The sequence below is a fragment of the Winslowiella toletana genome, assembly GCF_017875465.1.
GTDB lineage: Bacteria > Pseudomonadota > Gammaproteobacteria > Enterobacterales > Enterobacteriaceae > Erwinia > Erwinia toletana.
Genome location: NZ_JAGGMQ010000001.1, coordinates 3,904,343 through 3,916,619 on the forward strand (window position 1 = coordinate 3,904,343; position 12,277 = coordinate 3,916,619).

The 12,277-nt window shown below is 53.4% G+C and carries 13 protein-coding genes; all 13 read left to right on the forward strand.

The window, feature by feature from the left end:
- The first annotated feature begins 9 nt into the window (after window positions 1–9).
- Window positions 10–1,233, forward strand: a complete 1,224-nt coding sequence (gene odhB, locus J2125_RS18210) for a 2-oxoglutarate dehydrogenase complex dihydrolipoyllysine-residue succinyltransferase (RefSeq protein ID WP_017799192.1) — start codon at window positions 10–12, stop codon at window positions 1,231–1,233.
- A gap of 131 nt (window positions 1,234–1,364) precedes the next feature.
- Complete coding sequence (gene sucC, locus J2125_RS18215) at window positions 1,365–2,531, forward strand: ADP-forming succinate--CoA ligase subunit beta (RefSeq protein WP_017799191.1); 1,167 nt, start codon at window positions 1,365–1,367, stop codon at window positions 2,529–2,531.
- Entirely contained in the window at window positions 2,531–3,403 is an 873-nt protein-coding gene (gene sucD / locus J2125_RS18220) for a succinate--CoA ligase subunit alpha (protein ID WP_017799190.1), read from the forward strand. The genes sucC and sucD overlap by 1 nt, the downstream gene beginning before the upstream one ends.
- Before the next feature lie 748 nt (window positions 3,404–4,151).
- Window positions 4,152–5,720: a cytochrome ubiquinol oxidase subunit I gene (gene cydA, locus J2125_RS18225; protein WP_017799189.1), complete on the forward strand. Its 1,569-nt coding sequence runs from the start codon at window positions 4,152–4,154 to the stop codon at window positions 5,718–5,720.
- Window positions 5,721–5,734: 14 nt separating this feature from the next.
- Window positions 5,735–6,874: a cytochrome d ubiquinol oxidase subunit II gene (gene cydB, locus J2125_RS18230; RefSeq protein WP_017799188.1), complete on the forward strand. Its 1,140-nt coding sequence runs from the start codon at window positions 5,735–5,737 to the stop codon at window positions 6,872–6,874.
- A gap of 15 nt (window positions 6,875–6,889) precedes the next feature.
- Window positions 6,890–7,000, forward strand: coding sequence for a cytochrome bd-I oxidase subunit CydX (gene cydX, locus J2125_RS18235; protein WP_017799187.1), 111 nt, complete (start codon window positions 6,890–6,892; stop codon window positions 6,998–7,000).
- Window positions 7,000–7,293, forward strand: coding sequence for a cyd operon protein YbgE (ybgE, locus tag J2125_RS18240; RefSeq protein ID WP_017799186.1), 294 nt, complete (start codon window positions 7,000–7,002; stop codon window positions 7,291–7,293). The genes cydX and ybgE overlap by 1 nt, the downstream gene beginning before the upstream one ends.
- Window positions 7,294–7,498: 205 nt before the next feature.
- Window positions 7,499–7,903 (forward strand): tol-pal system-associated acyl-CoA thioesterase, encoded by a 405-nt coding sequence (gene ybgC / locus J2125_RS18245; protein ID WP_017799185.1) that lies wholly within the window; start codon window positions 7,499–7,501, stop codon window positions 7,901–7,903.
- A 5-nt stretch (window positions 7,904–7,908) separates the two neighbouring features.
- Window positions 7,909–8,586: a Tol-Pal system protein TolQ gene (gene tolQ / locus J2125_RS18250; RefSeq protein WP_017799184.1), complete on the forward strand. Its 678-nt coding sequence runs from the start codon at window positions 7,909–7,911 to the stop codon at window positions 8,584–8,586.
- 13 nt (window positions 8,587–8,599) lie between these two features.
- Window positions 8,600–9,031, forward strand: a complete 432-nt coding sequence (gene tolR, locus J2125_RS18255) for a colicin uptake protein TolR (protein WP_017799183.1) — start codon at window positions 8,600–8,602, stop codon at window positions 9,029–9,031.
- Between the two features lie 30 nt (window positions 9,032–9,061).
- Window positions 9,062–10,300 (forward strand): cell envelope integrity protein TolA, encoded by a 1,239-nt coding sequence (gene tolA, locus J2125_RS18260; protein WP_017799182.1) that lies wholly within the window; start codon window positions 9,062–9,064, stop codon window positions 10,298–10,300.
- Between the two features lie 125 nt (window positions 10,301–10,425).
- The gene (gene tolB / locus J2125_RS18265) at window positions 10,426–11,718 is read left to right on the forward strand and encodes a Tol-Pal system beta propeller repeat protein TolB (protein ID WP_017799181.1); all 1,293 of its coding nucleotides are present in this window, start codon (window positions 10,426–10,428) and stop codon (window positions 11,716–11,718) included.
- A 42-nt stretch (window positions 11,719–11,760) separates the two neighbouring features.
- Window positions 11,761–12,273 carry a peptidoglycan-associated lipoprotein Pal gene (gene pal / locus J2125_RS18270; RefSeq protein WP_017799180.1) on the forward strand — a complete coding sequence of 171 codons (513 nt, stop codon included), beginning with the start codon at window positions 11,761–11,763 and terminating at the stop codon, window positions 12,271–12,273.
- The last annotated feature ends 4 nt before the right edge of the window (window positions 12,274–12,277 follow it).

Consider the following 12,277-nt stretch of genomic DNA (forward strand, 5'->3'; position numbering starts at 1 on the left):
GGATAGATAATGAGTAGCGTAGATATTCTCGTTCCCGACCTGCCTGAATCTGTTGCCGATGCCTCTGTGGCAACCTGGCACAAAAAACCGGGCGACAGCGTCCAGCGCGATGAAGTGCTGGTTGAAATTGAAACGGATAAAGTGGTGCTGGAAGTTCCGGCTGCTGTCGACGGTATCCTTGAAGCCATTCTGGAAGATGAGGGCGCTACCGTAACGTCTCGTCAGGCGCTGGGTCGTCTGAAAGAGGGCAACAGCGGTGGTAAAGAGACTTCAGCAAAATCTGACACCAAAGAGTCAACCCCAGCGCAGCGTCATACTGCCGGGCTGGAAGAAGAGAGCAACGATGCGCTTAGCCCGGCGATCCGTCGCCTGATTGCCGAGCACGATCTGGATGCTTCTGCGATTAAAGGCAGCGGTGTTGGTGGTCGTCTGACGCGTGAAGATGTGGAAAAACATCTGGCCAACAGCAAAGCGGCGCCGAATAAAGCAGAAGCGAAACCTGCCGCTGCCGCGCCTGCGCCAGCACTGGCTGGTCGCAGTGAAAAACGCGTGCCAATGACGCGTCTGCGTAAGCGTGTCGCCGAGCGTCTGCTGGAAGCGAAAAACAGCACCGCAATGCTGACCACCTTCAACGAAGTGAACATGAAGCCAATTATGGATCTGCGTAAGCAGTATGGCGACGCGTTCGAGAAACGCCACGGTGTGCGTCTGGGCTTTATGTCCTTCTACATCAAAGCGGTGGTTGAAGCGCTGAAACGCTATCCGGAAGTGAATGCCTCAATTGATGGTGAAGAGGTGGTGTACCACAACTACTTCGACGTCAGCATCGCCGTTTCCACGCCACGTGGTCTGGTTACGCCGGTACTGCGTGATGTCGATGCGCTGGGCATGGCCGATATCGAGAAAAAAATCAAAGAACTGGCGGTGAAAGGTCGCGACGGCAAACTGACCGTTGAAGAACTGACCGGCGGTAACTTCACCATCACCAATGGTGGTGTGTTTGGTTCACTGATGTCGACCCCGATTATCAACCCGCCGCAGAGCGCGATTCTGGGTATGCATGCGATCAAAGATCGTCCAATGGCGGTCAATGGTCAGGTGGTGATCCAGCCAATGATGTATCTGGCGCTTTCTTACGATCACCGTTTGATCGACGGTCGTGAATCCGTTGGTTATCTGGTGGCGATCAAGGAGTTGTTGGAAGATCCGACGCGCCTGCTGCTGGATGTCTGACCCCGTCGGGCACGGCGATGATCGTGCCCAACCCTATGTGTGGCCGCATATCCGCGTTGTTACCGCCTGAAAGGGCAGGGTGACAATGCGAATTCGGCCAAATCTTTTCAGCTCTGAATGGATAGAACATCATGAACTTACACGAATACCAGGCGAAACAGCTGTTTGCACGGTATGGCCTGCCGGCACCTACCGGTTACGCCTGCACCACGCCACGTGAAGCGGAAGAAGCAGCCTCAAAGATTGGCGCAGGTCCGTGGGTGGTTAAATGTCAGGTTCATGCCGGTGGCCGCGGTAAAGCGGGCGGTGTGAAAGTGGTTAACAGTAAAGAAGAGATCCGTACGTTTGCGGAAAACTGGTTAGGCAAGCGTCTGGTGACCTATCAGACTGACGCCCATGGCCAGCCGGTAAACCAGATTCTGGTTGAATCCGCGACCGATATTGATCAGGAACTGTATCTCGGCGCAGTAGTGGACCGTGGCACCCGTCGCGTGGTGTTTATGGCGTCCACCGAAGGCGGCGTGGAAATTGAGAAAGTGGCGGAAGAGACCCCGCACCTGATCCATAAAATGGCGCTCGATCCGTTGACTGGCCCACAGCCGTATCAGGGCCGTGAACTGGCGTTTAAACTGGGGCTTACCGGTAAGCAAGTTGGTCAGTTCACCAAGATCTTTATGGGGCTGGCGACGCTGTTCCTTGAGCGCGATCTGGCGCTGGTAGAGATCAACCCGCTGGTCATCACCAAACAGGGCGATCTGGTGTGCCTTGATGGCAAACTGACTGCCGATGGCAACGCGCTGTTCCGTCAGCCGGAACTGCGTGAAATGCGTGATCCAAGCCAGGAAGACTCCCGTGAAGCGCACGCAGCGCAGTGGGAACTGAACTACGTGGCGCTGGAAGGCAATATCGGCTGTATGGTCAACGGCGCAGGTCTGGCAATGGGCACGATGGACATCGTCAAACTGAGCGGCGGCCAGCCAGCTAACTTCCTTGACGTTGGCGGCGGCGCGACCAAAGAACGTGTCACCGAAGCCTTTAAGATCATCCTGTCTGATGACGCGGTTAAAGCGGTATTCGTTAACATTTTCGGCGGCATCGTGCGCTGCGACCTGATTGCGGATGGCATCATCGGCGCGGTGGCGGAAGTGGGTGTCAACGTACCGGTAGTGGTACGTCTGGAAGGTAACAATGCCGAGCTGGGCGCGCAGAAACTGGCGGACAGCGGTCTGAATATTATTGCAGCAACCAGCCTCAGCGACGCGGCGCAGCGCGTTGTTGCTGCAGCGGAGGGTAAATAATGTCTATTTTGATCGACAAAAACACCAAAGTGATCTGCCAGGGTTTCACCGGCGGTCAGGGTACTTTCCACTCCGAGCAGGCGCTGGCGTATGGCACGCAGCTGGTTGGCGGTGTTACCCCAGGTAAAGGCGGTACTGAGCATCTGGGTCTGCCGGTCTTTAATACCGTGCGTGAAGCCGTTGAAGCCACTGGCGCAACCGCATCGGTAATCTACGTTCCGGCGCCATTCTGCAAAGACGGTATCCTCGAAGCGATTGAAGCTGGCATCAAGCTGATTATCACCATTACCGAAGGGATTCCTACCCTCGATATGCTGACCGTCAAAGTGAAGCTGGATGAAGCCGGTGTGCGCATGATCGGGCCAAACTGCCCGGGTGTGATCACCCCTGGCGCCTGTAAGATTGGTATTATGCCAGGTCACATTCATAAACCTGGCCGTATCGGTATCGTTTCACGTTCCGGCACCCTGACCTATGAAGCCGTTAAGCAGACCACTGATATCGGCTATGGCCAGTCAACCTGCGTCGGTATCGGCGGTGACCCAATTCCAGGCTCTAACTTTATCGATATTCTGCAGCTGTTCCAGGACGATCCACAGACTGAAGCGATCGTGATGATCGGTGAGATCGGTGGCAGCGCGGAAGAAGAAGCGGCGGCATTTATCAAGCAACACGTGACCAAGCCGGTCGTCGGCTATATCGCTGGTGTAACCGCGCCGAAAGGTAAGCGTATGGGCCATGCCGGTGCGATTATCGCCGGTGGTAAAGGCACCGCAGACGAGAAGTTTGCTGCGCTGGAAGCGGCCGGTGTGAAAACCGTCCGCAGCCTGGCGGATATCGGTGATGCGGTAAAAGCGGTACTGCCAGCGTAATAATCTCGCGCGCAAACCGTTTCGTAATAATCAAGCCACCCATCAGATGGGTGGTTTTTTTTTGCTGCGAAAGCGGCATTTATGCCGACCACAAGCTATCCTTACTCAGTACAAGGTTAAATCAGTTCACTGTACGGGTAAAATATTTGTGAAATAAACGAACGTTAATATCCAGAACAGAATAACAATGCCGATAACCGTTTTTAAAAGAATAAACTAATAGCGCGGAAAAACTTTTAGCGTATTGCTACGCTAAAGTTAAAAAACTGACGGCTATTTTATCTTTCCGCTGGATTTTATTACCAGCACAGCGAAATTATTTAACATCACTTTTACTTAGTGCTATTTCAGGCAAGGCGTTATTAACCTGGATCAAAAAAAGGTACGATATATCAAGCTTTAGCGCTGGATTAATTGTGGTTTTTTCTTTAAATTGCGCTACATCAATTTCGCGAGATTCATGTCTCTCAGCGAAATGCGATCTGACTACTAAAACAGGGTTCGCAACACGCTAATAACTATTTGTGGTTAGCGAGAAGCGGCGTATTATATTCCTGTCTCATTTTGTGGTTACTTTTGTTTTCATTATCAGCTGTGGCTATGCGCCGCCTGTTCCCGGCTGCGCCACACAGTATTACTGGAAGAATATCATCCGTCTGTAACGGCAATGACAATAGCCATCAGTGACTGTTACCGGTCAGTGACCACGCTGTTAGTCGGAACCATTCGCGAGGAGCAAGGGGTCAAAATGTTTGATATCGTCGAACTGTCGCGTTTACAGTTTGCCCTGACTGCGATGTACCATTTTCTGTTCGTTCCGCTAACGCTGGGTATGGCGTTTTTGCTGGCGATTATGGAAACCGTATATGTGCTGTCTGGCAAACAAATCTATAAAGATATGACCAAGTTCTGGGGCAAGTTATTCGCCATTAACTTTGCGCTGGGCGTGGCCACCGGCCTGACTATGGAGTTCCAGTTCGGGACTAACTGGTCATACTTTTCGCACTATGTCGGCGATATCTTCGGCGCGCCGCTGGCAATCGAAGGATTAATGGCATTCTTCCTCGAATCCACCTTCGTTGGCTTATTCTTCTTTGGCTGGGATCGTCTCGGCAAAGTTCAGCATATGGCCGTCACCTGGCTGGTAGCGCTGGGGTCCAACCTTTCCGCGCTGTGGATTCTGGTCGCCAATGGCTGGATGCAAAACCCTATCGCCTCCGACTTTAACTTCGAAACCATGCGTATGGAGATGGTGAGCTTCTCCGAGCTGGTGCTGAACCCGGTTGCGCAGGTGAAATTCGTGCATACCGTAGCGGCGGGCTATACCTGTGGCGCGATGTTTGTCCTCGGTATCAGCTCTTACTATCTGCTGCGCGGACGCGATGTGGCTTTCGCCAAACGTTCATTCGCGATTGCCGCCAGCTTCGGTATGGCTGCGATCCTCTCGGTTATCGTGCTGGGTGATGAATCCGGTTATGAAATGGGTGACGTGCAGAAAACCAAACTGGCGGCGATTGAAGCAGAATGGGAAACCCAACCGGCTCCGGCATCCTTTACCCTGTTTGGTATTCCGGATCAGGAGACCCAGCAGAACAAGTATGCGATTCAGATCCCGTATCTGCTTGGCCTGATCGCCACCCGTTCGGTGGATAAGCCGGTTACCGGTCTGAAAGAACTGATGCAGCAACATGAAGTGCGTATCCGTAACGGCATGAAAGCTTATCAGCTGCTGGAAGAGTTGCGATCCGGCAATAGCGATCCCGGCGTGCGTGCTGAATTTGATCAGCATAAAAAAGATCTCGGCTACGGTATGCTGCTGAAACGCTATACGCCAAATGTCGCTGACGCCTCTGAAGCGCAGATCCAGCAGGCGACCAAAGATTCGATTCCACGCGTTGCGCCGCTCTATTTCGCCTTCCGTATTATGGTCGGTTGTGGCGTGCTGATGCTGCTGATTATCGGCCTCAGCTTCTGGAGTGTTATCCGCAACCGCATCGGTAAAAGTCCTCTGCTGCTGAAAGTGGCGCTGTACGGCATCCCGTTGCCGTGGATTGCCATCGAGTCCGGCTGGTTTGTCGCCGAATATGGCCGTCAGCCATGGGCCATCGGTGAGGTGCTGCCGACTGCGGTCGCCAACTCGTCTCTGACTGCTGGCGATCTGCTGTTCTCCATGGGCCTGATTTGCGGTCTGTATACGCTGTTCCTGGTCGCGGAAATGTTCCTGATGTTTAAGTTTGCTCGCCTTGGCCCCAGCAGTCTGAAAACCGGGCGTTATCACTTCGAACAGTCAACGCTTTCGTCACAGCCACTGCGTTAAACAGGAGTCGATAAATGTTAGATTACGAAAGTTTGCGTTTTATCTGGTGGCTGCTGATCGGCATCTTACTGATTGGTTTTGCCGTCACCGACGGTTTCGATATGGGCGTAGGGATGCTGTCGCGCATCCTTGGCCGTACCGACACTGAACGCCGTATTATGATTAACGCCATTGCTCCGCACTGGGACGGTAACCAGGTATGGCTGATCACCGCCGGTGGCGCGCTGTTTGCCGCCTGGCCGATGGTTTACGCCGCTGCCTTTTCCGGCTTCTATGTGGCGATGATTCTGGTGCTGGCCTCACTGTTCTTCCGTCCGGTTGGCTTTGACTACCGCTCGAAGATTGAAGATATGCGCTGGCGCGGCATGTGGGACTGGGGCATTTTTATCGGCAGCTTTGTGCCGCCGCTGGTGATTGGTGTGGCGTTCGGTAACCTGTTGCAGGGCGTGCCTTTCCATGCCGATGAGTATCTGCGCCTGTTCTATACCGGTAACTTCTTCCAGCTGTTGAATCCGTTTGGTCTGCTGGCGGGGGTTGTCAGCCTGACGATGATTCTGACGCAGGGCGCCACCTATCTGCAGATGCGTACGGCCGGTGAAATTCACCTGCGTGCACGCCTGACCGCTCAGATCTCCGCGCTGGTGATGATGATCACCTTTGCGCTGGCGGGTGTCTGGGTGATGTATGGCATCGATGGTTATGTCGTCACTTCGGTGCTGGATCATGCGGCAGCCTCCAATCCACTGACCAAAGAGGTGGCGCGTGAAGCGGGCGCCTGGATGATCAACTTCAATAAAGCCCCGATCCTGTGGCTGATCCCGGCGCTGGGCGTGGCGTTGCCACTGCTGACGATCCTCTGTTCGCGTCTGGAGAAGGGCGCCTGGGCGTTTATCTTCTCCTCGCTGACGCTGGCCTGTGTGATCCTCACTGCCGGTGTGGCGATGTTCCCGTTCATTATGCCATCCAGCACCGTGCCGAACGTCAGTCTGACTATGTGGGACGCCACTTCCAGCCTGCTGACGCTAAAACTGATGACCTTTGTAGCGATGGTGTTTGTACCGATTATCCTGCTGTACACCAGCTGGTGTTATTACAAGATGTTCGGCCGCATCACCAAAGAGCATATTGAAGACAACAACCATTCTCTTTATTAATCAAGGAGCAGAACAATGTGGTATTTTGCCTGGATTCTCGGCACCTTGCTGGCCTGCTCATTAGGTATCATGACGGCGCTGGCGCTTGAGCACGTGGAAGAAAACGCGTCCAAAGAGCAGAAGTAATGGCCGCACTGATTAGCCGATTGTATGGCGTAATGGATAAGCGCCCGTTGAGGGCGCTTTCTCTGCTGCTGGCGTTGCTGCTGGCGGGGTGCATCTTCTGGGAACCGTCACGTTTCGCGGCGAAAACCGGACCGCTCAGCATCTGGCAGGGATTTGTGATGATGTGGGCGGTCTGCAGCGGGGTGATACACGGTGTCGGTTTTCGCCCACGTCGGCTACGCTGGCGCGCGTTTTTCTCACCGCTTCCGGCGCAGATTATTCTGTTAGCTGGCCTCGGCTTCTTCTTCCTTTGAGCGTACCAATCACGGCCGGGCAATTGACGGCCGTTTGTTAAGTAGATTTATCTCTGTTTGTGTGAGGATTTGTCTAAGATTTGTCCCGAAAATCTAATCAATTGTTTCCTCCGGATAATTATTTTCGTTCCCCTCTGGCAACCCATTCCCAAGGCCATTTCTTCTGCGTATAGTAGCAACGTTTAAAGCATTACCGGGATGTAGAGTGAGTACAACGCTGTTTCGATGGCCGGTACGCGTCTATTACGAAGACACGGATGCCGGTGGCGTGGTTTACCATGCCAGCTATGTGGCTTTCTATGAACGAGCACGGACTGAAATGCTGCGCCAGCACCATTTCAATCAACAGGCGCTGCTGGATCAGCAGATCGCTTTTGTCGTGCGTCGAATCACAGTCGACTATCTTGCCGCTGCACGCCTTGATGATTTGCTGGAAGTGCAAAGCGAGGTGGTTTCTATGCGCAGGACGACTATGACATTCGCACAACGTATCGTTAATGCAGAAGGCAAGGTTCTCAATGAAGCGGAAGTCCTGATCGCCTGCATCAACCCACATCTAATGAAGCCGATAGCGCTTCCCAAGTCTATTGTCGCGGAGTTCAAGCAGTGACTGACATGAACATTCTTGATTTGTTCCTGAAGGCGAGCCTTCTGGTCAAACTTATCATGTTGATTTTGATTGGGTTTTCTATTGCCTCATGGGCAATTATTATCCAGCGTACCCGTATTCTGAACGCCGCAGGGCGCGATGCCGAAGCCTTTGAAGATAAGTTCTGGTCGGGTATCGAACTCTCCCGTCTTTATCAGGAGAGCCAGGCGCGCCGTGACGAGCTCGGCGGTTCTGAGCAGATTTTCTACGCCGGCTTTAAAGAGTTTGCGCGTCTGCACCGGGCCAACAACCACGCACCGGAAGCGGTAGTGGAAGGTGCCAGCCGTGCGATGCGTATTTCAATGAACCGTGAGCTGGAAAGTCTGGAAAATCATATTCCTTTCCTTGGCACCGTCGGTTCCATCAGTCCGTATATCGGTCTGTTTGGTACGGTGTGGGGGATTATGCACGCCTTTATCGCGCTGGGCGCGGTGAAACAGGCGACGTTGCAGATGGTCGCTCCGGGTATTGCCGAAGCGCTGATCGCCACCGCGATTGGTCTGTTTGCCGCTATTCCGGCTGTTATGGCGTACAACCGCCTGACCCAGCGTGTGAACAAGCTGGAACAGAACTACGACAACTTTACCGAAGAGTTCACGGCTATCCTGCATCGTCAGGCGTTCTCCAGCGAGAGCAGCAAGTAATCGGAGGTTACGCATGGCCAGAACGCGTGGTCGTCGCGCTCGTCGCGACGTAAAATCTGAGATCAACATTGTCCCGCTGCTGGACGTCTTGCTGGTGCTGCTGCTGATTTTTATGGCGACAGCACCGATCATTACGCAGAGCGTGGAAGTTGATCTGCCGGATGCGACAGATTCAAAAACAGTTTCCAGCGATGATAATCCACCGGTAATTGTAGAAGTATCAGGTGTCGGACAGTACAGCCTGGTAGTCGATCATGATCGTATGGAGCAGCTGCCGTCAGAACAGGTCGTCGCCGAAGCGCAGCGCCGTATTGAAGCGAACCCGAAAACGGTGTTCCTGATTGGCGGCGCGAAAGACGTGCCCTATGACGAGATTATCAAAGCGCTGAATTTGCTACACCAGGCGGGCGTGAAGTCCGTTGGTCTGATGACGCAGCCGATCTAATTAATTCGAACCGTTTTTTGGGAACCGAGAGTGTCGAAGGCAACCGAGCAGAACGATAAGTTAAAACGCGCGATTATCATCTCGGTGATACTGCATATCTTTTTGATTGCAGCGCTGATTTGGAGCTCGTTTAACGAAAATATCGACGCCAGCGCTGGCGGCGGCGGTGGCGATATCAATGCTGTCATGGTCGATCCTGGTGCGGTAGTGGAACAGTACAATCGTCAGCAGAATCAACAGAGCGACAGCAAACGCGCTGAACAGCAGCGTAAAAAACAGGCTGAGCAGCAGGCTGAAGAGCTGCAGCAAAAGCAGGCCGCCGAACAGCAGCGTCTGAAAGAGCTGGAGAAAGAGCGTCTGCAGTCGCAGGAAGAGGCGAAAGAGCAGGCTAAGGCGCAGGCTGAGCAGCAGAAACAGGCGCAGGAAGCGGCAAAGCAGGCGCAGGAGCAGCAGAAACAGGCGGAAGCCGCTGCGGCGAAGGCGAAAGCCGATGCCAAAGCTGAAGCAGATGCACAGGCGAAAGCCGCCGCGGATGCGAAGAAAAAAGCGGACGAAGAGGTGAAAAAAGCCGCTGCGGACGCGAAGAAAAAAGCGGAAGAGCAGGCGAAAGAGGCTGCAGCTAAAGAGGCTGCCGCGGCGGCTGAAGCGGCGAAAGTAAAAGCCGCTGCTGACGCCAAAGCGAAAGCCACCGCCGATGCGAAAGCCAAAGCGGCGGAAGAAGCCAGACAGGCGCAGGCCGAAGCCGCGCAGGCAGCGAAGGAAAAGGCTGCTGAAGAGGCGAAAGCCAAAGCGGCCACTGCGGCGAAGGCGAAAGCCGATGCGGCGGCCAAAGCCAAAGCGGCTGCGGATGCGAAGAAAAAAGCTGCTGCCGAAGCGGCTAAAGAATCCAGTGATGTGGACGATTTACTCGGTGGCCTCTCTTCTGGTAAAAATTCGCCAAAAGAGGGTAAATCTGGCGGTGCTGCTGCAGGGCAGGGCAATCAGAAAAAAGCCGGTGCTTCTGGCGCGGCGATCGACAGCTATCTTGGTCAGGTTAAAGGCGCAATTGAAAGTAAGTTTTATGATTCTGACCTGTATAAGGGTAAAACCTGTGACCTGGCGATTAAACTGGCGCCTGATGGCCTGTTGATCTCAGTACAGCCAAAAGGTGGCGACCCGGCGTTATGCCAGGCAGCGGTTGCGGCAGCCAGACAGGCGCGGTTACCTAAGCCACCAACGCAGGACGTGTATGAAGCTGTGAAGAATGCGACATTAGGCTTTAAACCTTAAGAATTGCGTACCCGGCGGCATGTTGAACTATGTTCTGTATGTCGTACTCTAAATGGCTTTGCATTATTGGTTCGTTGTAACACTGCTAATTATCGTGGACTTAGGGTTCAGATAAGGGAGAAAAGATGAAGCAGGCACTGCGTGTAGCGTTAAGTTTTTTATTTCTGTGGGCAGCCGTGCTGCATGCGGAAGTTCGCATTGAGATTACCCAGGGGGTAAACACCGCACGCCCAATCGGCGTGGTGCCGTTCAAATGGGACGGCCCGGGTGCAGCTCCGGAAGACGTTGGCGGGATTGTTGCCGCTGACTTACGTAACAGTGGTAAATTTAACCCACTGGATCGCGCACGTCTGCCACAGCAGCCGACTTCTGCTGCTGAGGTTCAGCCTGCGGCGTGGAGCGCGCTGGGTATTGATGCGGTGGTGGTGGGTCAGGTGCAACCTGGCGCCGATGGCAGCTACACTGTCTCTTACCAGTTAGTCGATACTGCCGGTTCACCAGGTACCGTTCTGGCGCAGAACTCGTTTAAAGTGACTAAGCAGTGGCTGCGTTATGCGGCGCATACTGCCAGTGACGAAGCGTTTGAAAAACTGAGTGGTATTAAAGGTGCGTTCCGTACTCGTATCGCTTATGTGGTGACGACCAACGGCGGTCAGTATCCGTATGAGTTGCGCGTCTCTGATTACGATGGTTACAATCAGTTTGTGGTGCATCGTTCACCGCAACCGCTGATGTCGCCAGCCTGGTCGCCAGACGGCAGCAAAGTGGCGTATGTGACCTTTGAAAGCGGACGTTCCGCGCTGGTTATCCAGACGCTGGCTAATGGTGCGATTAAACAGGTGGCGTCATTCCCACGCCATAACGGCGCACCATCCTTCTCTCCTGATGGCAGCAAACTGGCGTTTGCCCTGTCGAAAACCGGTAGCCTGAATATTTATGTGATGGATATCGGCTCTGGCCAGATTCGTCAGGTGACCGATGGTCGCAGCAACAACACTGAGCCGACCTGGTTCCCGGATAGCCAGACTATCGCCTACACCTCGGATCAGGCTGGTCGTCCACAGATTTATAAAATGAATATCAACGGTGGCGCGCCACAACGTCTGACCTGGGAAGGCTCCCAGAATCAGAACTCTGATGTGAGCGCCGACGGTAAATCTTTGGTGATGGTTAGCACCAATGGCGGTGCGCAACATATCGCCAGACAAGATCTGGAAACGGGAGCCGTTCAACAATTAACGGACACGTTCCTGGATGAGACGCCAAGTCTCGCACCTAACGGCACAATGGTAATCTACAGCTCTACTCAGGGTATGGGTTCCGTGTTGCAGTTGGTTTCGACAGATGGGCGTTTCAAAGCGCGTCTTCCGGCAACTGATGGACAGGTAAAATCACCTGCCTGGTCGCCGTATCTGTGATGCATGTAAAAATGTATAGCAAACTATAATAGGATTTTAGAAATGCAACTGAACAAAGTGCTGAAGGGTTTACTGCTGGCACTGCCAGTGATCGCAGTGGCTGCATGTAGCTCACACAAAAACAACAACAACGACCAGACCGGTATGGGTGCTGACGGTTCTAACAGCGGCATGAACAGCGGTAACATGTCTTCTGAAGAGCAGGCACGTCTGCAGATGCAAGAACTGCAGAAAAACAATATCGTTTACTTCGGTCTGGACAAGTACGATATCGCTTCTGACTTCGCTCAGATGTTGGATCAGCACGCAGCATTCCTGCGCAGCAACCCGTCTTACAAAGTCACCGTAGAAGGTCATGCGGATGAGCGTGGTACGCCTGAGTACAACATCTCTCTGGGCGAGCGTCGTGCAAGCTCCGTGAAAATGTACCTGCAGGGTAAAGGCGTTTCTGCTGATCAGATCTCTATCGTTTCTTACGGTAAAGAGAAGCCAGCTGTACTGGGTCATGACGAAGCGGCTTACGCCAAAAACCGTCGTGCCGTACTGGTATACTAAGAGA